General features: G+C 68.8%; 20 protein-coding genes. 6 read left to right on the top strand and 14 right to left on the bottom strand.

Translation table 11 applies throughout. The features are described 5' to 3' along the window. Nucleotides 1-43 precede the first annotated feature (43 nt). The 4 genes from O5M90_RS02040 to O5M90_RS02025 form a co-directional block, all read right to left on the bottom strand. Nucleotides 44-1,471, bottom strand: a complete 1,428-nt coding sequence (locus tag O5M90_RS02040) for a TolC family protein (protein WP_440401791.1) — start codon at nt 1,469-1,471, stop codon at nt 44-46. Nucleotides 1,472-1,540: 69 nt separating this feature from the next. After that, nucleotides 1,541-2,737 carry an HlyD family type I secretion periplasmic adaptor subunit gene (locus tag O5M90_RS02035; RefSeq protein ID WP_269841619.1) on the bottom strand — a complete coding sequence of 399 codons (1,197 nt, stop codon included), beginning with the start codon at nt 2,735-2,737 and terminating at the stop codon, nt 1,541-1,543. Nucleotides 2,738-2,750: 13 nt separating this feature from the next. Beyond that, the gene (locus O5M90_RS02030) at nt 2,751-5,102 is read right to left on the bottom strand and encodes a type I secretion system permease/ATPase (RefSeq protein ID WP_269841620.1); all 2,352 of its coding nucleotides are present in this window, start codon (nt 5,100-5,102) and stop codon (nt 2,751-2,753) included. Next, on the bottom strand, nt 5,099-6,988 hold the full coding sequence (locus tag O5M90_RS02025; protein WP_269841621.1) for an O-linked N-acetylglucosamine transferase, SPINDLY family protein: 1,890 nt from the start codon (nt 6,986-6,988) through the stop codon (nt 5,099-5,101). The genes O5M90_RS02030 and O5M90_RS02025 overlap by 4 nt, the downstream gene beginning before the upstream one ends. A 270-nt stretch (nt 6,989-7,258) precedes the next feature. On the opposite strand from O5M90_RS02025, the gene O5M90_RS02020 reads away from it, so the two are divergent. Then, nucleotides 7,259-7,717: a hypothetical protein gene (locus O5M90_RS02020; RefSeq protein ID WP_269841622.1), complete on the top strand. Its 459-nt coding sequence runs from the start codon at nt 7,259-7,261 to the stop codon at nt 7,715-7,717. A gap of 13 nt (nt 7,718-7,730) precedes the next feature. Here O5M90_RS02020 and O5M90_RS02015 read toward each other — a convergent pair whose 3' ends face one another. Next, the gene (locus O5M90_RS02015; RefSeq protein ID WP_137940631.1) at nt 7,731-8,237 is read right to left on the bottom strand and encodes a DUF1993 domain-containing protein; all 507 of its coding nucleotides are present in this window, start codon (nt 8,235-8,237) and stop codon (nt 7,731-7,733) included. Between the two features lie 108 nt (nt 8,238-8,345). On the opposite strand from O5M90_RS02015, the gene O5M90_RS02010 reads away from it, so the two are divergent. Genes O5M90_RS02010 through O5M90_RS02000 form a run of 3 tightly spaced genes read left to right on the top strand, consistent with a single transcriptional unit; the run spans nt 8,346 to nt 10,493 of the window. Then, on the top strand, nt 8,346-9,353 hold the full coding sequence (locus O5M90_RS02010; protein WP_269841623.1) for a D-2-hydroxyacid dehydrogenase family protein: 1,008 nt from the start codon (nt 8,346-8,348) through the stop codon (nt 9,351-9,353). Between the two features lie 10 nt (nt 9,354-9,363). Next, on the top strand, nt 9,364-9,948 hold the full coding sequence (locus O5M90_RS02005; protein WP_269841624.1) for a chromate transporter: 585 nt from the start codon (nt 9,364-9,366) through the stop codon (nt 9,946-9,948). Continuing rightward, entirely contained in the window at nt 9,945-10,493 is a 549-nt protein-coding gene (locus tag O5M90_RS02000) for a chromate transporter (RefSeq protein WP_269841625.1), read from the top strand. The genes O5M90_RS02005 and O5M90_RS02000 overlap by 4 nt, the downstream gene beginning before the upstream one ends. On the opposite strand, the gene upp is transcribed toward O5M90_RS02000, so the two are convergent. Genes upp through O5M90_RS01985 form a run of 3 tightly spaced genes read right to left on the bottom strand, consistent with a single transcriptional unit; the run spans nt 10,494 to nt 12,615 of the window. Then, complete coding sequence (gene upp / locus O5M90_RS01995) at nt 10,494-11,126, bottom strand: uracil phosphoribosyltransferase (RefSeq protein WP_137940635.1); 633 nt, start codon at nt 11,124-11,126, stop codon at nt 10,494-10,496. It lies immediately after the preceding gene. Between the two features lie 29 nt (nt 11,127-11,155). Next, nucleotides 11,156-11,902 (bottom strand): 23S rRNA (guanosine(2251)-2'-O)-methyltransferase RlmB, encoded by a 747-nt coding sequence (gene rlmB, locus O5M90_RS01990; RefSeq protein ID WP_137940636.1) that lies wholly within the window; start codon nt 11,900-11,902, stop codon nt 11,156-11,158. Then, nucleotides 11,899-12,615, bottom strand: a complete 717-nt coding sequence (locus O5M90_RS01985) for a heparan-alpha-glucosaminide N-acetyltransferase (protein ID WP_269841626.1) — start codon at nt 12,613-12,615, stop codon at nt 11,899-11,901. Before O5M90_RS01985 ends, rlmB begins: the two co-directional genes overlap by 4 nt. 29 nt (nt 12,616-12,644) lie before the next feature. On the opposite strand from O5M90_RS01985, the gene O5M90_RS01980 reads away from it, so the two are divergent. Next, nucleotides 12,645-13,709 (top strand): S1C family serine protease, encoded by a 1,065-nt coding sequence (locus tag O5M90_RS01980; RefSeq protein ID WP_269841627.1) that lies wholly within the window; start codon nt 12,645-12,647, stop codon nt 13,707-13,709. On the opposite strand, the gene O5M90_RS01975 is transcribed toward O5M90_RS01980, so the two are convergent. Beyond that, nucleotides 13,701-16,319, bottom strand: a complete 2,619-nt coding sequence (locus O5M90_RS01975) for an ATP-binding protein (RefSeq protein WP_269841628.1) — start codon at nt 16,317-16,319, stop codon at nt 13,701-13,703. The genes O5M90_RS01980 and O5M90_RS01975 overlap by 9 nt on opposite strands. Before the next feature lie 10 nt (nt 16,320-16,329). Then, on the bottom strand, nt 16,330-17,424 hold the full coding sequence (locus O5M90_RS01970; RefSeq protein WP_269841629.1) for an ABC transporter substrate-binding protein: 1,095 nt from the start codon (nt 17,422-17,424) through the stop codon (nt 16,330-16,332). Nucleotides 17,425-17,540: 116 nt separating this feature from the next. Here O5M90_RS01970 and O5M90_RS01965 point away from each other — a divergent pair, with 116 nt between their 5' ends. Next, nucleotides 17,541-18,527 carry an LLM class flavin-dependent oxidoreductase gene (locus O5M90_RS01965; protein ID WP_137940641.1) on the top strand — a complete coding sequence of 329 codons (987 nt, stop codon included), beginning with the start codon at nt 17,541-17,543 and terminating at the stop codon, nt 18,525-18,527. Nucleotides 18,528-18,545: 18 nt separating this feature from the next. Here O5M90_RS01965 and O5M90_RS01960 read toward each other — a convergent pair whose 3' ends face one another. From O5M90_RS01960 to O5M90_RS01945, 4 genes are all read right to left on the bottom strand, one after another. After that, nucleotides 18,546-20,090 (bottom strand): methyl-accepting chemotaxis protein, encoded by a 1,545-nt coding sequence (locus tag O5M90_RS01960; RefSeq protein WP_269841805.1) that lies wholly within the window; start codon nt 20,088-20,090, stop codon nt 18,546-18,548. 127 nt (nt 20,091-20,217) lie between these two features. After that, entirely contained in the window at nt 20,218-24,216 is a 3,999-nt protein-coding gene (purL, locus tag O5M90_RS01955) for a phosphoribosylformylglycinamidine synthase (RefSeq protein WP_269841630.1), read from the bottom strand. A 129-nt stretch (nt 24,217-24,345) separates the two neighbouring features. Continuing rightward, the gene (locus O5M90_RS01950) at nt 24,346-25,668 is read right to left on the bottom strand and encodes a TRZ/ATZ family hydrolase (protein WP_269841631.1); all 1,323 of its coding nucleotides are present in this window, start codon (nt 25,666-25,668) and stop codon (nt 24,346-24,348) included. Nucleotides 25,669-25,678: 10 nt separating this feature from the next. Then, complete coding sequence (locus O5M90_RS01945; protein ID WP_269841632.1) at nt 25,679-26,641, bottom strand: nucleoside hydrolase; 963 nt, start codon at nt 26,639-26,641, stop codon at nt 25,679-25,681. Nucleotides 26,642-26,659: the final 18 nt, after the last annotated feature.

The raw sequence follows: 26,659 nt of genomic DNA, 5'->3' as shown, positions 1-26,659 counted from the left end.
TGTTTCCTTGGTTGTCGCGCCGCCGCTGGCGGCATCGCAGGCCTCAGCGCAGCGGCGTCAGCACGCCCCGGCCCATGGACCAGAGCAGCGCCACGGCCTGCTGGCCATCGAACAGCGCGTTGACCTGGGCCACGCGCAGCGAATAGTAGTCGGCCTCGGCGCCCATCACATCGAACAGCGAGCGCCGCCCCAGCTGTTGCCACTGCTGCAGCGTCGAGGCCCGCACGCGGTCGCTGTTGCGCAGCACATCGACGATGCGGCGCGCGCGGTCGAAGGACGAGGCTGCGGCCTCATGCACATCGACCATGCGGTAGCGCCGCGCCTCCAGCTGGTCCTCGCGCTGCAGGCGCACCGCCTCGGCACGCTTGCGCGCGGCCGCGATGCCGTGGTCGGCGCCGGCGTTGTAGATCGGGATATTGATGCTGACCCCGGCCGCCCATTCGCCGCTCTTGACCACGCCGCCGGTGGCCGAGCCGCCCATCAGCAGATTGACCTGGGGCTTGTAGCCGGCCGCCACCGACTCGGCATAGCTGGCCTGGGCCCGCGCCTGGGCGTCGAGCTGGGTCAGCTCGGGCGAGAGCTCGGCATCGCGCTGCATCTCCGAGAGCTCGGGCACCTGGGTCAGCAGAGCCGAATAGCTGGCGCTGGGCGGCAGCTCATCGCCGACGAAACGGCGCAGCCGGCTCTCGACCTGGCGCAGCGCGCTAAGCGTCTGCACCAGGGCCAGCTCGGCCTGCTGCTGGTTTTTCTGTGCCTGCACCAGCTCGCTGGCGCGTCCGCGGTCGGCCTGGACGATGATGCCCAGCGCGTCGACCAGGCAGGCCATCTTGCGCACATACTGGCCATAGACCTGGGCCTGCAGCTGGTAGCGGCTGCGGTCCATCGCCAGCGATACGGTCTGCAGCGCCAGCTGCTGCTCGGTGCTGCTCAGGCCCAGCCGAGCGGCCTCAGCCAGCTGGCTGCGCCAGTTGGCCAGCTGCACCAGACGACCCGAGTCGTAGAGCGGCGCGCTGACATTGAGGCTGGCGCTGGCGCGCATGCCATGCTGCAGCTTCAGGCCCTCGCTCTTGGTGCCGCTATGGGTCAGGGTGCCGCCCAGATTGACCTGAGGCAGACGCGCGGCGCGCGCCTCCTCCCACTCCTCACGCGCGGCCTGGGCCAGCAAGGTGGCCGCGCCGAGGCCCTGGCTGCGCTGCTGGGCGCGCTGCACCAGCTCCTGCAGCTGGGCGCGCGGATCGGCGCTGCTGATCTCGAAGCTGGTGCTGTCGCGACCGGCGGCCGCCGGCAACGCATCCTCCTCGCCGCAACGGCTTTGCTGGCGCGGCTCGGGCGCGGCCGGTGCGACGGCCGGCGGCGCGGCTTTTTTCGCACGGGCGGTCTGCGCCTGGGCCAACATCGGCTCGCCGGCCAGCAGGGCCAACGCCAGCATCAGCAGGGCCGGACGCGGGGGGGCGGAATGGGTTCTGAACATAGGCGGTACTTCAACACGGATCGCCGCGCGCGAAGGACCGAACAACAGGGCTCTGCCGGCGCTAATCTGCTAGCGCTCGCGCATCGCCTCCTGGCTGCGCAACATGGGCCTGAGAAGAAAGCTCAGCACCGAACGCTCGCCGGTCTTGATCTCGACCGAGGCCGTCATGCCGGGGATCACCTCGACCGCCTTGCCCTTGTAGCGCAGCGTGCTGCGCTCGGCTCGCACCAGGGCGCGGTAGTAGCGGCCCTCGCTGCCCTTGTCGGCCTCGCCCAGGGCATCCGGGCTGATGTACTCGACCTGGCCCTGCAGGCCGCCAAACACGTTGTAGTCAAAGCCCCCGACCTTGATCGTGGCCTTCTGGCCGACGCGCAGATAGCCGATCTCGGAGGGCTTGATGCGGGTCTCGACCAGGATGCGCTCCGTCAGCGGCACGATCTCCATGATGGGCGAGCCGGTGGTGATCACGCCGCCCAGCGTGTTGGCGCGGATGTTCTTGACCAGGCCGTCGACCGGCGAGGTCAGCACGGTGCGGGTCAGCGCATCCTGGCGCACCACCATCTGCTCCTGCTGCTGGGCCAGCTCGTTGCGCAGCTTGACCAGCTCGCCGCTGGCCTCCTGGCGGAAACGGCTGACCCGCTCGCTGCGCTGCAGCTCCAGCTCATTGACCTGGCGCGAGAGCCGCATCACCTCGACATCCGACATCAGCCCGCGCGCCGACATATCGCGGGCGATGCGCAGCTCGCGGCCCAGCAGGCCGGCGCTGCGGCCTATGCTGGCCACCGCCTCGTCGAGCAGGCGGCGCCGCGCCTCGAAGGCCTCGGTCTCGGCGTCGATCAGGGCCTGCTGGTTCTTCAGCTCGGGCGGAAACTGCAGCGGCCGGCCGGCTGATTCGGCGCTCAGGCGCGCGATCGTTGCCAGCAAGGCCAGGCGCTTGACCTGACCCTCGTTCTGCTGCGCCTCGACCCGGGTCGGATCCAGCCGCGCCAGCACCTGGCCCTGCGCGACCCGGTCACCCTCGCGCACCAGCAGCTCGCGCAGAATGCCGACCTCGGCGCTGGCGATCACCTGCTCGCGCGCGTCCGGCACGATGCGGCCATCGCTGCGGCTGACCTGGTCGACCTCGGCCAGCGCCGCCCAGACCAGGGCCACCAGCACAGCCGCCAGCAGCAGATAGAGCACCCAGGTGACGCGCGGCAGCGGCTCGTCCGCCTGGGCCGCTGCCAGTGCGCTCATGAACAGGCCTTCGTCGCGCGCGGCCGTCATGCCAGCACCCTCGTCATACCGACGCCGAGCGCTGCACCGGCTGGGCAGCCGGATGCATATGCAGATTGGCCCCGTCGCCGGCTTGCGGCTGGGCCGGGCGCACACCCGACAGCGCCGCCAGCACCTGGTCGCGCGGGCCATCCATCACCAGCCGGCCGGAGTCCATCACGACGATGCGCGACACCAGCTCCAGCACCGCCGGCCGGTGGGTCACGACGACCAGCGTGCATTCGCCGGCCGCATCGCGCAGCTGGCGCAGAAAAGCCACCTCGGACTGGGCGTCCATCGAGCTGGTCGGCTCGTCCATCAGCAAGACCTGGGGCTTGGTCACCAGGCTGCGCGCCAGCGCCACCAGCTGGCGCTGGCCGCCCGACAGCAGGCCGCCCATCTCGCCGACCGGCAGATCCCAGCCCAGGGGATGACCGGCGATCACGCGGTCCAGCCCGGTCAGCCGGGCCACCTCGACCAGGCGCGCCGCATCCAGATGGGCCCGGCCCATCAGCACGTTGTCGCGCAGGGTGCCGTGGAACAGCCGCGGCTCCTGGGCCACGAAACCGACCCGGGCGCGGAACTCGGCCGGGTCGATCTGGCGCAGATCGATGCCGTCCACCTCGACCATGCCCTCTGTCGGCTGGTACAGCCCGGCCAGCAGGCGCAGCACGGTGGACTTGCCGCTGCCGATGCGGCCCAGCACGGCCACCCGCTCGCCGGCCTTCAGGCGCAGATTGACGCCCTTGAGCACCTTGGGCGCGTTGCCCTCGCCACTCATCGGGTAGGCAAAGCCCACCTCGCTGAGGCCCAGGCTGCCGCTGATGCCGCCGCTGTTCAGCGGCACATAGTTGCGCTCGGCGCTGCGCTCGGTCGGCTTGGCCATCAGCTGGTTCAGCGAGATCAGCGCGGCGCGCGCACCCTGATAGCGCGCGGCCAGGCTGACCACGCTGCCCAGCGGGGCGATCGCCCGGCCGGCAAACATCACCGCGCCTATCAGTGCGCCGGAGCTGATCGTGCCGGCCTCGATCAGATAGACACCCCAGACCAGCATCACCACGGTAATCGCTTGCTGCAGCGTCGAGGACAGGTTGTTGCTCCAGCTGTGCAGGCTGCGGGTGCGCATGCCGGACTCGGCGGCGATCGCGGTGCTGCTCTCGTAGCGGCGCAGGAAACGGCCTTCGGCGCCCGAGGTCTTCAGGTCCTCCAGGCCCTCGATGGCCTCGACCAGGGTGCCCTGCAGATCGGCCATCTCGCTCATATTGGCGCGCACCGCGCGCCGCATCTGGCCCTGGATCGCCCAGGTCAGGCCCAGGATGATGGGTATCGCGATCACCAGCACCCAGCCCAGCGGGCCGCCGACGATGAAGGCCATCGCGACAAACAGCAGGATGAAAGGCAGGTCCGAGACCACCGACATGCTGGCCGAGGCGAAGAAATCGCGCACGATCTCGATCTGGGCCAGCGTGTGGGCATAGGAGCCGGCCGACTCGGGCTTGTGCTCCATGCGCACGCCCAGGGTCTGACGGAACAGCTTGGAGCCGATGATCAGATCGGCCTTGCGGCCGGCGATATCGATCAGATGCGAGCGCAGCTGCTTGGCGAACAGATCGAACAGCAGGGCCAGGCTCGCGCCGATCGCCAGCGTCCACAGCGTCACAAAGCTCTGGTTCGGAATGACCTTGTCATAGATCACCATGGTCACCATGCCGGACACCAGCATCAGCAGATTGCTGAGCAGGGCCGCGACCATGGCCGCACGGTAATAGGGAATGAAGCGTTTGAGCGTGCCCCACAGCCAGTGGCTGCCCTCGGCGCGCAGCAGCGGCTCGCCCCGCCCCGGGGTCGTGGCCGCCTGCGCGGCCTCGGGCAGGGTGACCAGCAGCACAAAGCCGGTGAACTCGGCCTCCAGCTCGGCTGGCGTGGCCCGGCAGATATTGGCATCGGCACCGGGAAAGACCACATCGTAGGCCGCGCCCTCGGCGCTGTCATGGCGGGCCACCAGCACGCAGGCATCGCCGCCCTTGAGCAGCAAGACGGCCGGCAGCAGCAAGGGGTTGATCTCGGCAATCTTCTTGCGCGTCAGCCCGGCGTTGTAGCCGGCCTCGCGCATCACCCGCAAGGCCTGGTCGGGGCCCAGCGCGCCTTCGACCGGCATGCCGGCCGCCAGCGACTCGGCCGAGCGGGCCCGGCCATGGTGGCGGGTCAGCCAGACCAGCGCATGCAGCAGCGGGTCGCCGATCTCGGGGCCGGCCTGCTCTTCCCAGTCGCGCCGCTCATCCGGTGGCGGCGGCACGGAACCGTCCGCCGCCAGGTACAGGCCCGGCGGTCCGGACGGCTTCTTGCCGCCATCAAAGAAGGCGTCGTGCTTCGTCACCGCGTTCCTTCAGGCTGGCGCCGGGGCAGCGCCAGGGCTTCGAACTTGTCTTCCAGCTCGCGCACCATGCCGGGAATGTCAAACAGCGTCGAGGCCCGGCCATGCTCGCTCAGATAGCGCTTGTACGAGGCCGAGCGCGCCGGGTTCTGGCCAATCTGAACCGCCCGCTGCTCGTACTCCTGCAGAGAATAGGTCACCAGGTCCGGCAATCCCACATGGGTCAGCAGGCTGCCGGCCATGCGCGAGATATAGCTGCGGCCCGAGCGCGTCAGGATGGGTGCACCCATCCACAGGCAGTCGCTGGCGGTGGTGCCGGCATTGAAGGGGAAGGTGTCGAGCACCAGATCGGCCAGCGCGAAACGGGCCAGATACTCGGGCGGCGCCACCCGCGGCGCGAAGATCAGACGCTCGGCCGCCACGCCATGGGCGGCCGCCGTGGCCAGCATATTCGCCTTGGCCCATTCGTTGTCGGCCAGCAGCCACAGCACGCTGCCCGGCACCTGCCGCAGGATGCGCATCCAGGCTGCGAACATCTCTTCGTTGAACTTGTGGTTGTTGTTGAAGGAGCAGAAGACGAAGGCGTCCTCGGGCAGTTGGTATTGGGCGCGGCTGGGCACCGGGCCGACCTCGCGCTGGCGGTCGCTGATCTGGTAGCAGTGATCGAGCACGATGGGGCGCTCGGTGCAGAAGCTCAGATAGTCCGGCGGCATCACGAAACGGTCGGCGATGATCCAGTCCACCCCGGGCAGCGCCGAGGTGGCCGGCAGGCCCAGATAGCTGACCTGCACCGGTGCCGGCCGCAGGCTCAGGATGTTGGGCCGCGCGCCATTGGTCAGGCCCTGCAGATCGACCAGCACATCGATGCCCTGCTGGGCGATCAGGCGGGCCGCCGCCTCGTCATCGAGGCCGCCGATGCGGTGCACCTGGTCCATCGCGCCGAGGATGCGGCGGCGCTGGGCCGAACCGTCCTCGCGGCTCCAGCAGAAGGCATGGACCTCGACGCGCTCGCGGTCATGCAGCTCGAACAGCTCGGGGGTCAGCAGGCCCACCGCATGCATGCACAGATCGCCGGACAGATAGCCGATCTTCAGCCGGCCCTGGCGCGGGCCGCTGGCATGCAGCTGGTGATAGGGCTTGCCCTTGTATTTGTTGACCTTCTCGAGCACAAAGCGCTGCGAGGTCATCAGCTGCAGCACCGGGTCGTCGCTGATGCTGAGCATGGCCAGCAGCGAGGTGCTGCACAGCAGCTGGTTGTGCGTGACCTCGCCGACCGGCTGGTAGACCGGCCATTCGCACTGTTTCTGGCGGATGTGCACATAGTGCTGTATCACATCGCTCTGCTCGGGCTTGAGCTCCAGGCTGCGCCGCATCCAGGACTGCGATTCGGCAAAGCGCTTTTGCAGCTCCAGCAGCCGGGCCAGATTGTTCATCGCATGCAGGCGCAGCTCCAGCGGGTCGCCGCCGATGCTGTCCAGGCCGTGGACGCTCTCGGCCACGGCCTGCCAGGCGGCGAGCGCCTCGGCCACGCGGCCCAGGTGCTCCAGCTGGTGGCCCAGGTTCAGGCGTGCCTGGGCGAAATCCGGCTTCAGCGCCAGCGCCTGGCGGTAGACCTGCTCGGCCTCGGCATGGCGCTGCAGATTGCCCAGCAAGGTGCCGCAGTTGTAGCAGGCGACCGTGCGCAGCGGCGAGTCGGACGCGGCAATCCAGGCCAGGTACAGCGCCGCAGCGGCATCGGCCAGGCCCAGCGCCTGCCAGCGGCCCGCCTCGCCCATCAGCTCGGGCAGGCCGATGGCTGCCGTGCTGGCCTGCGCCAGCGCCTGCTGCCAGGCAGCGGCGTGCGCATCGGGAACGGCAAGCGTCTGGAGACTGGGCTGTGACATGTCCATGGCAAGAAGCCGTCATTCGACGGCGCAGAACGGGTTCGCCTTGATCGTAGAGGCTGCCCCCGGCCGACAGCCCAGGATTAAGCGCGCATTTCACCGCCAAATCCGGCGGCTGTGCCGCAGCGCCGCCCCGGCGGACGGGGCGGCGGCGAGGATCTGGGGCCACAAAGCCCGGGTTTTCGAGGTTTCCTAGCGCCCGGGCATGACCAGAATCTGCAGCGTGCCACCCGGAGGGGGAAAGGCGCCGTCCGCTGATGAAAACAAGATCAAGCCATGCTGAACAAGCTCTTACCGCGTTGGAAGCAGTCCCGGTCCAGATCGTCCCAGCCGCCATCCGAGCCCAGCACCGTCCGTGGTGCGGCCGTCCATCCGCCCGGCCAGCGCCCCGACGACTCGCTGCTGCAAAGCCTGCTGCGCTGGCTGCCGCGCGAGGCCGAGCCCTGGGGTGACACCCCGGCGCAGGCGCGGGCCCGCTGCGCCCAGCTGCTGCCGCAGCTGCGCGCCGATTTCGAGGCCTCGCTGTGCGATGTGCCGGCCGCCGAGGAGTTGCGGCGCAGCATCAAGCGCGGCCGCAGTCTCGATGATTTCTGGCATCTGCGCGGCTGGCTCTACACCGAGGTGGCCCGCGCGCTGAGCCAGCGCGAGGCCGAGCTGCGGCTGGCCCATATCAACCGCCATTTCACCGATCCACTGGACGCCTTCTTCTTCAGCGGCCCGAACCGGCGGCAGTGAGGGCGGCGCCGGTTCAGCGCCCCAGATAATCCATCTTGCCCAGGCTGACGCCGGCATGGCGCAGCAGCGCGTAGGTGGTGGTCAGGTGGAAATAGAAATTGGGCAGCGCGAAGTGGCGCAGATAGTCCTCGCCATTGAAGCGGTGCGGCTCACCGGCGCGGGTCGGGATCTCGATCGCACGCTCCTCGCTGCCGTCCACCAGGGCCGCCGGCACCGAATTCACATAGGCGATGGTCTTGCGGATGCGCTCGATCAGCTCGTCCAGCGTCGCTTCCGTGTCTTCCCATTTGGGCGCTTGCTGGCCTGACAGCCGCGCGATGCAGCCCTTGGCGGCGTCGCTGGCGATCTGGATCTGGCGCGGCAGCGGCAACATGTCCGGCGCCAGGCGCAGCGTCATATAGACGCTGGTGTCGAACTTCTTGGCCTCGGCATGGGCTTTGGCGGCTTCAAGCCAGTTCAGCGCGTTGCCAAACATGCGGGTAAAAACCGGCGCGCTGGCCGAATGCATCGAAATCGTCATCAGAGGGCTCCATGTATCAGGGGTGGCGCGATCGTAACGATTTGGCTCATTCGCTGCAGAGCGGCCGGAGATGCCCGCAAGCCGGGGCAAAATGGGGGCCAGCACACCATGAATATCATCATCCTCGACGACTACCAGGACGCGGTACGCAAGCTGCGCTGCGCCGCCAAGCTGGACCCGCTGAACGCCAAGGTCTTCACCAACACCGTCAAGGGCATAGGCCAGCTGTCGATACGGCTGCGCGATGCCGAGGTCTTGGTGCTGATACGCGAACGCACCCATTTCCCGCGCCAGCTGCTGGAGAAGCTGCCCAAGCTCAAGCTGATCGCGCAGACCGGGCGGGTCGGCGGCCATATCGATGTCGAAGCCTGCACCCGGCTGGGCATCGCGGTGGCCGAAGGCGTGGGCTCTCCGATCGCACCGGCCGAGCTGACCTGGGCGTTGATCATGGCCTCGATGCGGCGGCTGCCGCAATACATCGGCAATCTGAAGCACGGTGCCTGGCAGCAGTCCGGGCTCAAGAGCGGGTCGATGCCGCCTAACTTCGCGCTGGGCATGGTGCTGCGCGGCAAGACGCTGGGCATCTGGGGCTACGGCAAGATCGGCCAGCTGCTGGCCGGCTACGGTCGCGCCTTCGGCATGCAGGTGCAAATCTGGGGCAGCGAGACCTCTCGGGCCAAGGCGGTGGCCGACGGCTATCTGGCGGCCGAGAGCAGAGCCGCCTTCTTCGAGAGCAGCGATGTGCTGAGCCTGCATCTGCGCCTGTCAGACGCCACCCGCGGCCTGGTCACGCCCGAGGATCTGGCCCGCATGAAGCCGACCGCCCTGCTCGTCAACACCTCGCGGGCCGAACTGGTGGCCGACGGCGCGCTGGTCTCGGCACTCAACCGCGGCCGGCCCGGCATGGCGGCAGTCGATGTGTTCGAGAGCGAACCGCCGCTGCAGGGCCACCCCTTGATGCGGCTGGAGAACGCGGTCTGCACCCCCCATATCGGCTATGTCGAGCAGGACAGCTACGAGATGTATTTCGATGCCGCCTTCGACAATGTGCTGAACTTTCTCAAGGGCAACCCCAGCAACCTTGTCAATCCGGACGCACTGAAGGTCAAGCGGTGAGGGTCAGGCGGTGGTGAGCGGCACGGCGCGGCCCGCTTCGCTGAGCATGCTGTTCTGGGCCTTCAACCGCCTGGCATTGCAGGGCTTCGGCGGCGTGTTGGCGGTGGCGCAGCGCGAGCTGGTCGAACGCCTGGGCTGGCTCAGCCGCGAGGATTTCGTCGAGATGCTGTCCATCGCCCAGGTGCTGCCCGGGCCGAATGTGGTCAATCTCTCTCTGATGATTGGCGACCGCTTCTTCGGCCTGCGCGGCGCGCTGACGGCGCTGGCCGGCATGCTGCTGTTCCCCTCGTTCATCGTGCTGGGCCTGGCCTCGATCTCCGACGCGCTGCTGCAGCACCAGACCATGGCCGGCGCGCTGCGCGGCATGGGCGCGGTGGCGGCCGGCCTGATCATCGCCACCGGGCTGAAGCTGCTGCCCTCGCTGAAGCGCAATCCGCTCGGGCGCGCCTGGGCCCTGTTGCTGGCACTGGCCGCCTTCGGTGCCATCGCGCTGGCGCGCACGCCACTGGTCTGGGTGGTGCTGGGTCTGGGAGGCATCGGCATGGGCCTGGCCTGGCGGCGGCTGTCGCGGGACGATGGGGATGAGCCGGCATGAACGAACTGAGCCTGGCCCAGTTCGGGGGCTTGTTCCTGCATTTCCTGATGCTGTCGCTGCTGTCCATCGGGGGTGCGATCACGGCCGCGCCCGAGATGCATCGCTATCTCGTCGGCCAGCAGGGCTGGCTGACCGACACCCAGTTCACCAGCTCGATCGCGCTGGCCCAGGCCGCGCCAGGGCCCAACATCCTGTTTGTCGCGGTGCTGGGCTGGAATGTGGCCGGCCCGCTGGGCGCGCTGGCAACGATGGCCGGCATCATGCTGCCCTCCACCACCCTGGTGCTGGCCGCCACCCGCTGGGCCCGCGAGCACAAGCACACGGTGGGCGTGCGGGCCTTCACCGCCGGCATGGCGCCGCTGACCCTGGGCCTTTTGATCGCCACCGGCTGGCTGCTGGCCGTGCCTTATGTGCGCGATCCCGAGCACCGGGTGGCCACGCTGGTCGTCATCGCGCTGACCGTGCTGCTGACCGTCAAGACCCGCCTCAGCCTGGTCTGGCTGGTGCTGGGCGGCGGGGTGCTTGGGGCGCTGGGGATCGTCTGATCAGGCTTCCTTGGTGCCAAAAATCTTGTCGCCGGCATCACCCAGGCCCGGGATGATGTAGCCCTGCTCGTTCAGATGGCTGTCTATCGCGGCGGTCCAGCAGCGCACATCGGGATGGGCCTTGGTCAGCGCGGCAATGCCCTCGGGCGCGGCCACCAGCACCAGGGCGCGGATGTCCTTGGCACCGCGACGCTTGAGCAGGTCAATGGTCGCGATCATCGAGCCGGCGGTGGCCAGCATCGGATCGACGATCAGCGCGGTGCGCTCATCGAGCTGGCCGACGAACTTCTCGAAATAATGCACCGGCTGCAGGGTTTCATGGTCGCGGGCCAGGCCGACGACGCTGATCTTGGCGTTCGGGATCATGTCCAGCACGCCGTCCAGCATGCCCAGGCCGGCACGCAGAATCGGCACCACGGTGACCTTGCGGCCGGCGATCTGGTCGATCTCGACCGGGCCGCACCAGCCCTCTATCGTCGTCTTCTCCAGCGGGAAATCGGCCGTCGCCTCATAGGCCAGCAGCCGTGCGACCTCGCCGGTCAGCTCGCGGAATTTCTTCGTCGAGGTATCACCCTCGCGCATCAGGCCAATCTTGTGTTTGATCAGGGGGTGGTGGACTTCGATAACGGACATGGCGCTGCTACTTTCGTTGAATGGTCCGATTATCCGCGCTGGCGCAGCGCCTCATACAGGCAGACACCGGCCGCCACCGAGACATTCAGGCTCTCGACCGCGCCCTTCATCGGGATGCGCACCAGCTCGTCGCAGGTCTTGGCGGTCAGCTGGCGCAGGCCGTCGCCCTCGGCGCCCAGCACCAGGGCCACCGGTCGCTTCAGGTCGATGTCGTAGATCGACTTCTCGGCCTGGTCCGAGGTGCCGATGATCCAGACATCGCGCTCCTTGAGCTCGTTGAGCGAGCGGGCCAGATTCGTGACCATCAGATAGGGCACGGTCTCGGCCGCGCCGCTGGCCACCTTGGCCACCGTCGCGTTGAGGCCTACCGCATGGTCCTTGGGTGCCAGCACCGCATGCGCCCCGGCGCCATCGGCCACGCGCAGGCAGGCGCCCAGATTGTGCGGATCGGTGACGCCGTCCAGCACCAGCAGCAGCGGCACGACCTCGGCGGCTTCCAAGCCTTCCATCACCTCGTCCAGCGAATGCAGCATCGCCAGCGCGGTGACACGGGCGACCACGCCCTGGTGGCGGCTGGAACCGGCCAGCTTGGACAGGCGCTCGTCGTCGCTGTCGACGATCTTCAGGCCCGCCTCCTTGGCGCGTTCGACGAACTGGCGCATGCGCTGATCGCGCCGCGTCGCGTCGACATGGACTTCGCTGATCGACTTGGGATGCGTCTTCAGGCGCACGGTGACGGCATGAAAGCCGAACAGAATCTTGTTGCTGGTGCTCATGCCGCCATGGTAACTGCCATCAGCAGGCCGATCAGCAGCGGCTGGTGCAGCATGTAGAAGCTCAGCGACCAGCGGCCCAAGGCCGCCAGCGGTGCCAGCATGGCCGGCAGCGCGCCCTGCAGCAGGGCCGGCCGCCAGCGCCCCAGCGCGCAGCCCCACAGCATCACGCCGATCCAGGGCAGCAGCGGCACATAGTCCTCGGTGAAGGGCTTGGCGGTGACCAGACCGACCCAGTTCGTCCAGCGGCTGTCGAACACCGGGTGCTGCCAGAGCAGCGGCGCGGCCAGCGCCAGCAGGCCCAGGCCGAACAGCGCGGCCAGCGGCAGACGCGGCGCCAGCAGCCGCAGGATCAGCAGCATCAACGCCATGGCGTGCAGCACGCCGAAGCTGATGAAGCTGCGCGGGAACATCAGCCAGGAGCCGGCCGAGACCAGCAGCGCGCAGCCCGCCACCTGGGCCCAGCGGCGCCAGAAACGCGGCCAGCGCTGGCCCTGAGCCAGCGCCACCGACTGCCCCAGCCCGGCGCAGAACAGGAACAGGCTGACAATGGCCGTGCGCTGCCAGGTCCAGAACGGGTCGTGCTTGAAATCGGCCGCGATCAGCCCGAAATGATCGAGATCGAAACAGAAGTGGAAGATCGCCATCCAGACGACGGCGGCGCCGCGCAGCGCGTCCAGGCGTTCATATCGGAGGGCGGGGTCAGGTCTTATCATCAGCGCCGCAGTCTAACGACAAGCCAGCCATGCACCGTCTTCTTCTGACCACCCTGCTCGCCGCGCTGAGCCTCGGCGCCGCCCAAGCCCAGCAGCCCCGCGAGGTCCAGCCGCGAGGCCCGCTGCAGGCGGCCGAGCTCAACCACATCAATGTCTTCAAGAAGGTCGCGCCCTCGGTGGTCCACATCACCACGCTGGGCCTGAGCCGCGATATGTTCTCGATGAATGTCTCCGAGGTGCCGCGCGGCACCGGCAGTGGCTTCATCTGGGACGAGCAAGGCCATATCGTCACCAACTTCCATGTGATCCAGGGCGCCAACGCGGCCCGCATCACGCTCAATGACCAGAGCAGCTACGACGCCGAGCTGGTCGGCGCCTTCGAGGACCGCGACCTGGCCGTGCTGCGCATCAAGGCGCCGCGCGACAAGCTGCCGCCGATCCCGATGGGCGCCAGCCGCGACCTGCTGGTGGGCCAGCAGGTCTATGCGATCGGCAATCCCTTCGGCCTGGACCAGACGCTGACCACCGGCATCGTCTCGGCGCTGAACCGCGAGATCGAATCGGTGACACGGCGCAGCATCCGCGGCGCGATCCAGACCGACGCGGCCATCAACCCCGGCAACTCCGGCGGCCCGCTGCTGGACTCGGCTGGCCGCCTGATCGGCGTCAACACCTCGATCTACAGCCCCAGCGGCGCCAGCGCCGGCATCGGCTTCGCGATTCCGGTCGACGAGGTCAACCGCGTCGTGCCGCGCCTGATCAAGGACGGCCGCTTCATCCGCCCGGCCCTGGGCGTCAGCGCGGCGCCCGAGAACCTGCACCGCGCGCTGAAGCTGCCCAAGGGTGTGGCGTTGCTGCGCGTCGCGCCGGGCAGCCCGGCGGGCAAGGCCGGTCTGCAGGCCTTCGCCCGGGCGCGCGACGGCAGCCTGGTCCAGGGCGATGTGATCACCGCGGTCGGCGAGGTCGCGGTGGCCGATCTCGACGACATGCTCAGCGAGCTGGAGCGCCGCCAGAGCGGCGACACGGTGCGGCTGACGGTCTGGCGCGGCGGCAAGACCCGGGTGCTCAGCGTCGTGCTGGGCAGCTCAGACTGACAGGGCCGCATCGATAGACCGCAGGACCTGGGCGACCTCCAGCGGCTTGGTCAGATAGCCGGAGGCGCCGGCGGCCAGCGCGGCCTCGCGCCGCGCCGGCGTCGCATCGGCCGAGATCACCAGCACCGGCAGGCCGGCCAGCTCGCCGCGCTGGCGCAGCCAGTCCAGCAGCTCCAGCGCCGAGCCGTCGGGCAGATGCATGTCCAGCAGCAGCAGGGTCGGTCGCCGCTCGCTCAGCTCGCGCCGCGCCTCGGCCAGATCGGCGGCCAGCCGCAGCCTCAGCCCCGGCCGCAGCGCCAGCAGCTCGCGCATCAGGCCGGCGTTGACCGCGTTGTCCTCCACATAGAGCAGATCGGCGCTTTGCCCGGACGGCACTGCAGCGCTGAGCAGCGGCAGCGGCCCGAGCTCGGCCGTCTCGGCCAGCGGCAGCCAGAGCGTGAACACCGTGCCCTGACCGGCCCGGCTGCTGACCGTCAGGCGGCCCTGCATCAGCTGCAGCAGCCGCTGCGTGATCACCAGGCCGATGCCGGTGCCGGGCACCGCCGTGCCCTCCAGCCCGAGTCGATCGAAAGGCCGGAACAGGCGGGCCAGCTGGGCCTCGTCCATGCCGCGGCCATCGTCGCGCACCGCCAGGCCCAGCCAGCCGGGCTCGCCCGGCTCCAGGCTCAGCCAGACCGAGCCGCCGGCGTGGCCGTACTTGATCGCATTGCTGAGCAGATTCAGCAGCACCTGCTGCAGCCGCGTCTTGTCGGCGCGCACGTGGGCCGCGCCGACCAGGCTCGCATGCAGGCTGATGCCGGCGGCCTCGGCCTGCGGGGCCACCAGGCGCAGCGCCGCCTCGGCGGCCTCGCCCAGATCCACCGTTTCCAGGCTCAGCTGCAGACCGCCGCTCTCGATGCGCGAGAGGTCCAGCACATCGTCGATCAGATGCACCAGATGCCAGCCGGCCGTCTCGATGCGGCGCAGCCGTTCCTGCTGGGCCGGCGTCAGCGACTCCAGCGCCAGCAGCTGCGCATAGCCGAGGATGGCATTCATCGGGGTGCGCAGCTCATGGCTGACGCGCGACAAAAACTCGCTCTTGGCATGGCTGGCCGCCTCGGCGCCGCGTCGCGCCAGCTCCAGCTCGGCCGCGCGCAGACGCTCGGTCTGGTCGATCGCGACCGCCAGAAAGCCGCTGGCCCGGCCGGCGCCGTCATGCAGGGCCGTGACCGACAGCGAAACCCGCAGCACCGAGCCGTCGGCACGACGGTAACTCCAGTCGCCAAACTCGAAGCGGCCGGCCCGTGCCGCCGCCAGCAGGGCCTCGAAGGCCTGCTCCGGGCTGTCGGCCTGTGTACCGAGCTCGGCCGCCCGCGCCATCACCTCGTCGCCCTCATGCAGGCATAGCGCGCTGCGCAGCCCCACCATCTGCGCCGCCTGGTAGCCCAGCATCTTCTCGGCGCCACGATTGAAGAGCCGGAACACGCCCCGCTCATCCACCGACATCACCGCCACCTCGGTGGCCGCGTCCAGCACCGCCTGGAGATCCAGCTGGGCGCGTTTGGCGCGCTGCTCCTGCTCCTGCAGCCGGTCCATCAGCGCGCGCAAGCGCTCCCACAAGGCATAGACCTCCTCGCTGCCCAGATCGCCCGAAGCCTCACCGCCCTGCCCGGCCACCACCGCATCGGCCAGCGCGACGATGCGGCGGTAGCGCGCCGCCTCGCGGTCCGCCAGCCGCAAGGCGGCCCAGACCGCCAAGGCCAGCGACAAGCTCAGCACCACGGCGGCCAGACCGAGCAGGCGCAAGACCGGCCGGTACAGCCGCGCCTGCGGATGGGCCACCAGCACCTGCCAGCCCGAGTCGGCGGCCGGCGCGATCGCGGCCAGCCAGCGCTGGCCGGCCAGCACGAGCTCGCCACTGCCGGGCCGGCCGTCCAGCGCCGCGCGCACCAGCGGCAGATTCACCAAGCTCTCCTGCCAGTCGGCCAGCTGCTGCTGCGGGTGGACGATGACGCGGCCGCGGCCGTCCAGCACGATGACGATGGCATCGTCGGCGCGCGCCAGCTGGGCCAGGTCCTTGGAGAGGCCGCCCAGCGCCAGCTCGCCGACCAGCAGGCGCGTGCCGGCACGAGCCGCCAGCACGGCCGTGACACGGCCGGTCAGCGGCGACAAAAAGGTGTCGGACCAGACCGCATGATCGGCGGTGTGCGCACGCTCGAAGAACGGTCGCTGCGACACATCCATGCCGACCAGATCGCTGGCCTGCACGCCGGCGCTGGGCCGCACCTGGGCCTCCTCGATCAGGCCCTGGTGATCGACGCAGTAGACCGCCTCGAACTCCTGGGTCAGATCCAATGCCGGGCCCAGCATGGCCTTGTCGCAGGACCGGGCCGTATCGGCGCGCAGCAGCGCGGCCAGCAGCAGCATGCCGCGCTGCGGCGCGGCCAGCTGGCTGGCGATGCGGCTGCGGGTCTGCATGGCCAGATGCTCGTTCTCCTGCGCCATCGCCCGCACCGCCTCGGGCAGGGTCAGGGCCCCCCACAGCACGGCGAACGCCACCAGCGGCAGCAGGGCCGCGACGATGAATTGCCGCGCCAGCAGGCGGCGCAGGCTGGGTTTCTTCTTCGTCATCGCCGCGATCTCAGGGGCGCAGACCTTGCAGCCGGCCGGCCCGCGCCTCGCTCAGATGCAGGCGCCGGTCGGTATCGCCATGGGCGTCCAGCTGCAGCGGTCCCTGCAACAGCGTCCAGCGCCGGCCCGCCTCGCCGAGCACCTCGCGCAGGCTTTGAGCGCCGGCGCGCGCACGCCAGGCCTGCGCGCCCAGCATCAGCGAGTCATAGCTCTGCACGGCGGCCGTGCCCGGCGGATCGCCGAAACGGGCCTGATAGCGCTTCTTGAAGTCGACAAAGGCCGGCGACTCATCGTCCAGATCGAGCGCCTGCAAGACCAGCGCGCCCTCGATGGCGCGGCCGCCATACTCCAGCAGGGACTTGTTGGCCCCCCAGGGCGAAACGGCCAGCTGCAGCGCGGGCCGGATCCGGCGCAGGGCCTGGGCCGTCAGCGCCGCCTCGGGCGCGCTATTGACCAGCACCACGGCCTCGGGCTGTGTGGCCAGCAGGCGCTCGGCCAGCGCCGCATAGTCCAGCCCCGGCCCCGACTGATAGCGCAGCTCGGCCGGCGCCGGCGCGCCCAGCTCGCGCAGCTGCGCCACCAGGGCCAGCCCGAAGCTCTCGGTGTAGGCACGGTTGCGCATGTCCATCAGCACCGCCACCCGCCGCAGGCCGCGCTGGTAAAGCACCTGGCTGAGCTGGCGCGCGCTCTGCGGCGCATCGGTGGCGATGCGAAAGAAATGGTCCTTGCGGCCGGACAGCTCGTGCGAGGTGGCCGTCGGGCTGATGGCCACCAGCTTCAGCCGCTCCAGCTCGGGCATGGCCGCCACCGCCATTGCGCTGGTCATCGGCCCGACCACCCATTGCGCGCCACGCGCCGCCAGCGACTGCAGCGCCTCGCTGAGCCGCTGCGGCGATTGCTGGTCGTCCTCGACCAGCAGCTCGAAGCGCTGCGCCCCGGCGGCGTTCAGCGTTTCGACGGCCAGCAGCGCGCCGTTGCGCCCCTCCACCGCCAGATCGGCGGCCGATCCCGACAGGCCGGAGACAAAACCCACCTTGATCGGCGCCCGCGGCCCGCAGGCCCAGAGCAGGCACAGCAACAATCCCAGGGCTGCGATACGCTTCATCGAACCACGATAAGCTTTCACCGCGCGCCCCACAAGCGGGCAAAGCCCTTGCGGCCGCCGCGCCACGGCAAGGCCTTGCGCCGGCAAGGTTGGCGCGAGACTCCTAGACTGGCCGCATGAGTCCTCTGTCCATCCTCGATCTCGCCCCCATCGTCGAAGGCGGCACCGCCGCCCAGGCCCTGCACGACAGCATCGCGCTGGCCCGGCATGGCGAAGCGCTGGGCTACACCCGATTCTGGGTGGCCGAACACCACAATATGGAGGGCATCGCCAGCTCGGCCACCGCCGTGCTGATCGGCCAGCTGGCCCAGGCCACGCAGACCCTGCGCATAGGCTCCGGCGGCATCATGCTGCCCAACCATGCGCCGCTGACGATTGCCGAGCAGTTCGGCACGCTGGCCACCTTGTTTCCCGACCGCATCGATCTGGGCCTGGGCCGCGCGCCCGGCACCGACGGGCCGACCATGCGGGCGCTGCGCCGCCATCTGAGCACGGCCGCCGAGGACCGTTTCCCCGAGGATGTGCTGGAGCTGCAGGCCTATCTCGGCCCGGCCAAGGAGGGTCAGGTCGTGCGCGCGATTCCCGGCCAGGGCACCGAGGTGCCGATCTGGCTGCTGGGGTCCAGCCTCTACAGCGCCCAACTGGCCGCCTATCTGGGCCTGCCCTTTGCGTTTGCCTCGCATTTCGCGCCCGATCTGCTGATGCAGGCCCTGGACCTCTACCGCAGCCACTACCGGCCCAGCGCCAAGCATCCCAAGCCCTATGCGATGGTCGGACTGAACGTGGTCGTGGCCGACAGCGATGCCGAGGCGGCCTTTCTGTTCAGCTCGCTGCAACTGCGCTTTCTGGGCATGCAGCGCGGCCAGCGCGGTCTGCTGCCGCGGCCGGTCGACGATATGGAGTCGCGCTGGAACGCGGCCGAGAAAGCGGGCGTGGCACGCATGCTGGCCGAGTCCATCGTCGGCTCGCCGGTCACGGTGCGCGCCGGCCTGCGCGCGACGCAGGAGCGCACCGGCGCCGACGAGTTCATCGTCGCCTGCGCGGTGCACGACCAAGGAGCGCGCAGGCGTTCCTACGAGCTGCTGGCCCAGCTGAGCCGCTAGGCCTTCGCAGGGCCTTGTTCAGAGCTTGAAGACCTGCACCGCCTCGACCAGGCGGCCGGCCTGGTGCTTCAGGCTCTCGGCGGCGGCGGCGCTCTGCTCCACCAGCGCGGCATTCTGCTGCGTGACCTGATCGAGCTGGCCCACCGCATCGCTGACCTGGCCTATGCCCGAGGTCTGCTCGACGGTGGCGGTACTGATCTCGCCGATCAGATCGGCCACCCGCTTGACCTGGGCCACGATGCCCTCCATCGCCTGGCCGGCGTCACCCACCAGACGCGTGCCGGTCTCGACCTTCTCGACGCTGTCATTGATCAGGCTCTTGATCTCCTTGGCCGCATTGGCGCTGCGCTGCGCCAGGCTGCGTACCTCGGAGGCGACGACCGCAAAGCCCCGCCCCTGCTCGCCGGCCCGTGCCGCCTCGACGGCGGCATTCAGCGCCAGGATATTGGTCTGGAAGGCGATGCCGTCTATCACGCTGATGATGTCGCTGATGCGCCGGCTGGAGGCGCTGATCTCGTCCATCGTGCCGACCACCCGGGCCACCACCTCGCCGCCCTGCGCGGCCGCCGCGCGGGCCGAGCCGGCCAGGGTGTTGGCCTGCTGGGCGGTGTCGGCGCTGGAGCGCACGGTGCCGGCCAGCTGTTCCATCGACGCGGCCGTCTGCTGCAGATTGCTGGCCTGCTCCTCGGTGCGCTGGCTCAGGTCGGCATTACCGGTGGCGATCTGGCTGGAGCCGGTGGCGATCGAATCGCTGCTCTGGCGCACGGTGGACACGACCTTGACCAGGCTCTCATTCATCGCCTTCAGGGCCTGCAGCAGCTGGCCGGTCTCGTCCTTGCTGTTCACCTCGATGCGCGAGCTCAGATCACCGGCGGCCACGGTCTCGGCCAGGCGCACGGCCTGCCGGATCGGCGCGACGATGCTGCGGGTGATGCCGGTGCTCAGCAGCACGCCGATCACCAGGGCCACCGCGCTGCCGCCCAGAATCAGCCAGCGGTTCAGGCTGCGGCTGGCCTCGGCCTCGGCGCTGCGCTGCGCCTGCAGCTCGCGCTCGAGCTTGTCGAACTCGGCATGCACGGCACGAAAGCCATCCATCGCCGCCTTGTCGCCGCCCAGCATGAAGGCGGAGACCAGATCGTCGATGATCTTGCTGCCGGCACGCACCTCCTGGCGCACCGGAAACAGCGCCTCGATGGCGGCCTTGAGCTCCTGCTGACGCTGCTTCATCAGATCCAGCCGCTGTTGCTGCTCGGGGTTGTCGGCGGTCAGCTGCTTGGCCTCTGACCAGGTCTTGTCAAAAGACGCCTGGCCGATCTTCCAAGGCTCCAGATAGCGATCCTCGCCGGCCAGCAGATAGCCGCGCCCGCCGGTCTGCATGCTGACCATGGACTGCAGCAGCTTCTCGCCGCGGTCCAGCACCTCGTAGGTGTGGATATTGAGCCTCTCGGCCTCGGCCAGCTTGGCGCCGCTGCCCAGCGCGGTCCAGACCACCAGCAGGAACACGCCGATCACCGCAGCAAAGGCCACGGCCAGACGACGGCCGATCGACAAATTGGCAAACATCCTCACTCACAACTCCTCTTGATGGCCGCCCCGGGACACCATAGCCGCCGGGGTCAGGTCTTGAGCTCCGTCGAGACCACCCCAGGCTATCGGCCGGGGATGGCGAGTCTTGAGGATGAAAAGCCGCTCAGCCCAGCTGTTTGCGCGCATTGCGGAACATGCGCATCCAGGGGCTGTAGGCGCTCTTGTCGCCCGAGGTCCAGCTCATCTGCACATTGCGGAAGACGCGCTCGGGGTGCGGCATCAGCACGGTGAAGCGGCCGTCCGGCGTGGTCACCGAGGTCAGGCCCTCGGGGCTGCCGTTGGGGTTCAACGGATAGACCTCGGTGGGCGCACCGGCGTGGTCGACATAGCGCATCGCGCGCGCCACCGTCTTCGCATCGCCGCGCTGCGAGAAGTCGGCATAGCCCTCGCCGTGGGCGACCGCGATCGGCAGCCGGCTGCCGGCCATGCCCGTGAAGAACAGGCTGGGACTGTCCAGCACCTCGACCATGGCCAGGCGCGCCTCGAACTGCTCGCTCTTGTTGCGGGTGAACTTGGGCCAGGCCGCAGCACCCGGGATGATGGGCGACAGCGCCGCCATCATCTGGCAGCCGTTGCACACGCCCAGCGCGAAACTGTCGGGGCGCGCGAAGAAGGCCTTGAACTGCTCGGCCAGCAGCGGGTTGAACATGATGGAGCGGGCCCAGCCCTCGCCGGCACCCAGGGTGTCGCCATAGCTGAAACCACCGCAGGCGACAAAGCCCTTGAACTGATCGAGGCCGACCGCGCCCGCCTGCAGATCGCTCATGTGCACGTCGTAGGTGTCGAAGCCGGCCAGCGCCATCGCATAGCTCATCTCGACATGCGAGTTGACGCCCTGCTCGCGCAGGATGGCCAGCTTGGGCCGCGCGCCGCTGTTGATGAAGGGCGCGGCGACATCCTCCAGCGGATCGAAGCTCAGCTGCAGATGGCGGCCGGGGTCGGCGGCCAGGCCGGCCTGGGCGTGCTCGCTGTCGGCGCAGGCCGGGTTGTCGCGCAGCTGGCTGATACGCCATGACACTTCATCCCAGCTCTTGTGCAGCGCCTCCAGCGGCGCGCTGAACACGGTCTTGGCATCGCGCCAGATCTCGACCTTGCCCGTGCTGTTGGGCTTGCCCACCACATGGCTCAGCTTGGACAGGCCATGGGCGCGCAGCACCTGCATCACCGCATCGCGTTCGGCGGTGGGCACCTGCAGCAGCACGCCCAGTTCCTCGTTGAACAGCGCCTTCAGCGTCAGTTCCTCGCGGCGCGCGCTGACCTGGGCGGCCCAGTTCTTCGCATCGCCCTGATCAGCGCGGCTGTCGTTGACGCCGTCGCTCTCGGTGACCAGCATGTCCACATTCAGGCTGATGCCCATATGGCCGGCAAAAGCCATCTCGCAAGCCGTGGCCCACAGGCCGCCATCACCACGGTCGTGATAGGCCAGCAAGCGCCCTTCGGCGCGCAGCTGATTGACGGCCGCGACCAGGTTCTTCAGCAGCGCCGCATCGTCCAGATCGGGCACCGCGCCGCCAAACTGGTTCAGCGCCTGGGCCAGGATGGAGCCGCCCATGCGGTGCTGGCCCTGCCCCAGGTCCACCAGGATCAGGCTGGTGTCGCCGGGCTGCAACTGGGGTGTCAGCGTGGCGCGCACATCGGCGATGCTGGCGAAGGCGGTGATGATCAGCGACACCGGCGCGGTGACCTGCTTGTCGGCCCCGTCGTTCCACTTGGTGCGCATCGACAGCGAATCCTTGCCGACGGGAATGGAGATGCCCAGCGCCGGGCACAGCTCCATGCCCACCGCCTTGACGGTGTCGAACAGCGCGGCGTCCTCACCGGGTTCGCCGCAGGCGGCCATCCAGTTGGCGGACAGCTTGACGCGCGGGAGCTCGATAGGCGCGGCCAGCAGATTGGTGATGGCCTCGGCCACGGCCATGCGGCCCGAGGCCGGGCCGTTGACGGCGGCCAGCGGCGTGCGCTCGCCCATGCTCATCGCTTCGCCGGCAAAGCCCTTGAAGTCGGCCAGGGTCACGGCGCAATCGGCCACCGGCACCTGCCAGGGTCCGACCATCTGGTCGCGGCTGTTCAGGCCGCCGACCGTGCGGTCGCCGATCGTGATCAGGAAGCGCTTGGAGGCCACGGTCGGGTGGCGCAGCACGTCGACGGCGACCTTGGCCAGATCGACACCGGTCAGCTCCAGCCGGCCGGCGTCGCGCTCGAGCCGGCTCACCTCGCGGTGCATCTTGGGCGGCTTGCCCAGCAGCACGTCCATCGGCATGTCCACCGCACGCTGGCCGTCGGGCCCGTCTTCCAGGATCAGCTCGCGCGCCTCGGTCGTGACGCCCACCACCGCAAAGGGGCAGCGCTCGCGTTCGCACATGCGCTGGAACAGATCCAGGCTGTCCGGCGCGATGGCCAGCACATAGCGCTCCTGGCTCTCGTTGCACCAGATCTCCTTGGGCGCCATGCCGGACTCTTCCAGCGGCACCTTTCGCAGATCGAAGCGCGCGCCGCGGCCGGCGTCATTGACCAGCTCGGGGAAGGCGTTCGAGATGCCGCCCGCGCCAACATCGTGGATGGCCAGGATGGGGTTCTTGTCGCCCAGGCCCCAGCAGTGGTTGATGACCTCCTGCACCCGGCGCTCGATCTCTGGATTGCCACGCTGCACCGAGTCGAAGTCAAGGTCGGCGGTATTGGTGCCGGCCGCCATCGAGCTGGCGGCACTGCCGCCCATGCCGATGCGCATGCCGGGGCCGCCCAGTTGCACCAGCAGGGAGCCGGTGGGGAACTCGATCTTCTGCGTCTGGTCCTCGCGGATCGCCCCCAGGCCGCCGGCGATCATGATGGGCTTGTGATAGCCGCGCTGCACGCCGTCCACCTGCTGCTCGTAGACGCGGAAATAGCCGTTCAGATTGGGCCGGCCGAATTCGTTGTTGAAGGCCGCGCCGCCCAGCGGGCCTTCGATCATGATCTGCAAGGCGCTGGCGATATGGCTGGGCTTGCCCACCGGGTTTTGCTCCCAGGGCTCGGACAGGCCCGGCAGGTGCAGATTGGAGACCGAGAAGCCGGTCAGGCCGGCCTTGGGCTTGGAGCCGCGGCCGGTGGCGCCTTCGTCGCGGATCTCGCCGCCGGCACCGGTCGAGGCGCCGGGGAAGGGCGAGATCGCGGTCGGGTGGTTGTGGGTCTCGACCTTCATCAAGACATGGGCCAGTTCCTCGCGCGCCTCGTAGCGCGGCGCGCGCTGGTCGCCGGCCGGCATCCAGCGCTCGATGCGGTGGCCTTCCATCACCGAGGCATTGTCCGAGTAGGCCTTGACCGTGTGCTGCGGGCTCAGCTTCTCGGTGTTGCGGATCATGCCGAACAGGCTCAGCGGCTGCTCGACGCCGTCGACCGTGAACTTGGCATTGAAGATCTTGTGGCGGCAGTGCTCGCTATTGGCCTGCGCGAACATCATCAGCTCGACGTCGCTGGGATTGCGCTTCAGGCCGGTGAAGGCGGTCACCAGATAGTCGATCTCGTCGTCGGACAGAGCCAGGCCGAAGTCCTTGTTGGCGGTCACTAGCGCCGCCCGGCCCTGGGCCAGCACATCGACATGGGCCAGCGGCTGCGCGGTCTTCTCGTCGAACAGATGGGCGGCATCCTCGCGGGCCAGCAGCACGCTCTCGGTCATGCGGTCGTGCAGCAGCTCGGCACAGGCGATCAGCTCGGCCTGGCTCAGCGTCTTCTCGCTGCCGATCAGTCCCCCCAGCAGGCCGGACTTCAGCACCAGGCGGTACTCGGTGACCCGCTCGACCCGGTGAATGCTATTCAGCCCGCAGTTGTGGGCGATGTCGGTGGCCTTGGAGGCCCAAGGGCTGACCGTGCCCAGGCGCGGCGCCACCAGCACCAGGCTGCCTTCGCCGCCGCCCTCATAGGCGTCGCCATAGTTCAGCAGCGCGGCCAGCTTGGCCTGCTCATCGGCGGCCAAGGCCACATCGCTCCAGACCCAGTGCACATGGCATGCCTGGACCGCGCTGATGCGCGCATTGACGGCCTGCAGCCGAGGCAGCAGCGCCTGGGCCCGGAACGCGGAAAGAGCGTTGCCGCCCTCGAACGAAAGCAGATGCTTGGTGGAAGCCATGGAATCCCGCAGTGCTAGCCGGACCGAGACGGCCGACCTTCGATGAAGTGCGGGATTCTACCGAGGCTGGCCTGGGTCTTGGACTTGCCGCCCGCAAAGGCGGCAAGTTTCACCAGCCGGTAAGTGAACTCAGCGCTCGGTCTTCATCTTGGCGACGATGCCTTCGATGCGATCCAGCAAGGCACCCTGGTCCACCGTGGTCAGCTCGCGGCCCTTCAAGACCTGGCGGCCGCCGACCCAGACATCGGAGACATGCTCGCGGCCGGCCACATAGACCAGCTGGGCCTCGGGGTTGTAGACCGGTCGGCATTCCAGCGCGTCCAGCGACACCGCGACGACGTCGGCCAGCTTGCCCACTTCCAACGACCCCAGGTCGTCGCCCCGGCCCATGGCCTTGGCGGCGCGAATGGTGGCCATCGCCAGCGCGCTGCGGGCCGAGACGGTCGTGGGATTCTGTGTCGAGCCCTTGGCCAGCAGGGCCGCGGCGCGGATCTCGCCGAACATGTCCTGGCGGTTGTTGGAAGCCGCGCCGTCGGTGCCCAGAATCGTGTTGACGCCGGCGGCTTCGAGCGCCGTCACCGGGCAGACGCCGGAGGCCAGCTTCATGTTCGAGTTCGGGTTGTGGACCAGGTGCACCTTCTGCCGCGCCAGCATCGCGATCTCGTCCTCGTTCAGATGGACCATGTGCACGGCCATCATCTTCTCGTTGAGCAGGCCCAGCTTGTTCAGGCGCTCCAGCGGCCGCATGCCGTATTGCTTCAGGCTGCCATCGACCTCGTCCTGGGTCTCGTGGATATGGCAATGCATCTGCATCTCATGCTGCTCGGCCAGCTGGCGCAGCTTGATGAAGGTCTCGTCCGACACGGTGTAGGGCGCGTGCGGCGCGCTGGTCCAGTCCAGGAGCTTCTCGCCCTTGAACTGCTGATAGGCGGCCAGACCCTTGGCGATGTAGTCGTCCGGGCCGGAGGCATAGCCGGTCGGGAAATCGATCACGTTGATGGAGACGCCGGCGCGCAGACCTGAGTCGACGGCGGCGCGCGCCATCGCGGTCGGGAAGAAGTACATATCGTTCAGATAGGTGACGCCGCCGCGCAGCGCCTCGGCCGCCGACAGCAGCGAGCCCTGGTAGGTCCAGTCCTCGCTGACCCACTTCTTCTCCAGCGGCCAGATGTGGTTGTTGAGCCAGTCCATCAGCGGCACATCGTCGGCCACGCCACGCAGCAGCGACATCGCCGAATGCGTGTGGCCGTTGATCAGACCGGGGATCAGTACATGCGAGCCGAGCTCGACCTTGGCCGCATCCGGGTACCGGGTCTCGGCCTCGGCCCAGGGCAGGAGCGCCGCAATGCGCTCGCCCTCCATCACCAGCGCGTGCTCATTGAGCACCTCGCTGCCGGGCGCCATCGAGACGATCCAGCGGGCCTTCAGCAGGGTTTGTTGGGCTTGGCTCATGCGTTTCTCCTCAATTGAAGGCTTGGGCAAACAGATTCAGCACGCCGACCGCATCCACGCCGATGCAGGCCTGCTGCGGCGGGCAGCTGCTCCAGGGCGTCTGCGCGCCGGTGGGCTTGTGGAAGTCCTGGATGGTCTGGCCGCGGGCAATGCCCTCGGTGACAACGCGCACCGGGCCGCTGCGCAGGCGGAACAGCTCGGGTGCGATGCAGAAGGCCGCCGCGCTGGCGTCATGCGAGTAGATGCCGCCGATGCCGTCGCGCTCGTGATAGAAGTCCTGATAGTGGCGGGTCGCGGTCCACAGAAAGTCGCCGACGGCGCCGTCCTTGCCTTGCAGCGCGGCCAGGTACTGATGCTTCATCACCACCTCCTGGGTCACATCCAGGCCGACGATGACGACCGGCCAGTCGGCCGTGAAGACGATGTCGGCCGCCTCGGGGTCATTGATGATATTGGCCTCGGCCACCGGCGTCACATTGCCGCCATGGCCATGAATGCCGAAGGCGCCGCCCATCACGACGACCTGGCGAACCTTGGAGGTGATCGTCGGGTCATGGCGCAGGGCCAGCGCGATATTGGTCAGCGGGCCGACGGCCAGCAGCGTGATCTCGCCGGGTTCGGCATTGATCAGATCACAAATCAGCTGATGGGCCGGGCGGGCATCCGCCTGGGCCCTTGTGGCGGGCAATTGCCCGAACATGCCGCCCAGGCCGTCGTCGCCATGCACATGGGCCGGGAAGTCCTGCTCGGCCGGCGTGTGCAGCGGGCCGGCCGCGCCCTGCGCCACCGGCAGGTCCAGGCCGTAGAAGGCCGACAGGCTCAGCGCATTGCGTGTGGTGGTCGCGATGGGGGCGTTGCCGAACACGGTGGTCAGCGCGCGCAGCGCGATGGCCGGGTGGCGCGCCAGCAGGTGCAGCGCCATCGCATCGTCGATGCCGGGGTCGGTGTCAAAAATAACGGCAGAGGCTTTCATACTGCAAGCACCAGTTCG

This window comes from Paucibacter sp. M5-1, assembly GCF_027498415.2.
GTDB lineage: Bacteria > Pseudomonadota > Gammaproteobacteria > Burkholderiales > Burkholderiaceae_C > Roseateles_E.
This window is presented reverse-complemented; position numbering and strand designations above follow the sequence as displayed.

Bases quoted from the DNA above. Each gene is read 5' to 3' on its own strand.
- O5M90_RS02040 (WP_440401791.1), bottom strand. From the start codon at position 1,471: ATGTTCAGAACCCATTCCGCCCCCCCGCGTCCGGCCCTGCTGATGCTG.
- O5M90_RS02035 (WP_269841619.1), bottom strand. From the start codon at position 2,737: ATGACGGCCGCGCGCGACGAAGGCCTGTTCATGAGCGCACTGGCAGCG.
- O5M90_RS02025 (WP_269841621.1), bottom strand. From the start codon at position 6,988: ATGGACATGTCACAGCCCAGTCTCCAGACGCTTGCCGTTCCCGATGCG.
- O5M90_RS02020 (WP_269841622.1), top strand. From the start codon at position 7,259: ATGCTGAACAAGCTCTTACCGCGTTGGAAGCAGTCCCGGTCCAGATCG.
- O5M90_RS02015 (WP_137940631.1), bottom strand. From the start codon at position 8,237: ATGACGATTTCGATGCATTCGGCCAGCGCGCCGGTTTTTACCCGCATG.
- O5M90_RS02010 (WP_269841623.1), top strand. From the start codon at position 8,346: ATGAATATCATCATCCTCGACGACTACCAGGACGCGGTACGCAAGCTG.
- O5M90_RS02000 (WP_269841625.1), top strand. From the start codon at position 9,945: ATGAACGAACTGAGCCTGGCCCAGTTCGGGGGCTTGTTCCTGCATTTC.
- upp (WP_137940635.1), bottom strand. From the start codon at position 11,126: ATGTCCGTTATCGAAGTCCACCACCCCCTGATCAAACACAAGATTGGC.
- rlmB (WP_137940636.1), bottom strand. From the start codon at position 11,902: ATGAGCACCAGCAACAAGATTCTGTTCGGCTTTCATGCCGTCACCGTG.
- O5M90_RS01985 (WP_269841626.1), bottom strand. From the start codon at position 12,615: ATGATAAGACCTGACCCCGCCCTCCGATATGAACGCCTGGACGCGCTG.
- O5M90_RS01980 (WP_269841627.1), top strand. From the start codon at position 12,645: ATGCACCGTCTTCTTCTGACCACCCTGCTCGCCGCGCTGAGCCTCGGC.
- O5M90_RS01975 (WP_269841628.1), bottom strand. From the start codon at position 16,319: ATGACGAAGAAGAAACCCAGCCTGCGCCGCCTGCTGGCGCGGCAATTC.
- O5M90_RS01970 (WP_269841629.1), bottom strand. From the start codon at position 17,424: ATGAAGCGTATCGCAGCCCTGGGATTGTTGCTGTGCCTGCTCTGGGCC.
- O5M90_RS01965 (WP_137940641.1), top strand. From the start codon at position 17,541: ATGAGTCCTCTGTCCATCCTCGATCTCGCCCCCATCGTCGAAGGCGGC.
- O5M90_RS01960 (WP_269841805.1), bottom strand. From the start codon at position 20,090: ATGTTTGCCAATTTGTCGATCGGCCGTCGTCTGGCCGTGGCCTTTGCT.
- purL (WP_269841630.1), bottom strand. From the start codon at position 24,216: ATGGCTTCCACCAAGCATCTGCTTTCGTTCGAGGGCGGCAACGCTCTT.
- O5M90_RS01950 (WP_269841631.1), bottom strand. From the start codon at position 25,668: ATGAGCCAAGCCCAACAAACCCTGCTGAAGGCCCGCTGGATCGTCTCG.
- O5M90_RS01945 (WP_269841632.1), bottom strand. From the start codon at position 26,641: ATGAAAGCCTCTGCCGTTATTTTTGACACCGACCCCGGCATCGACGAT.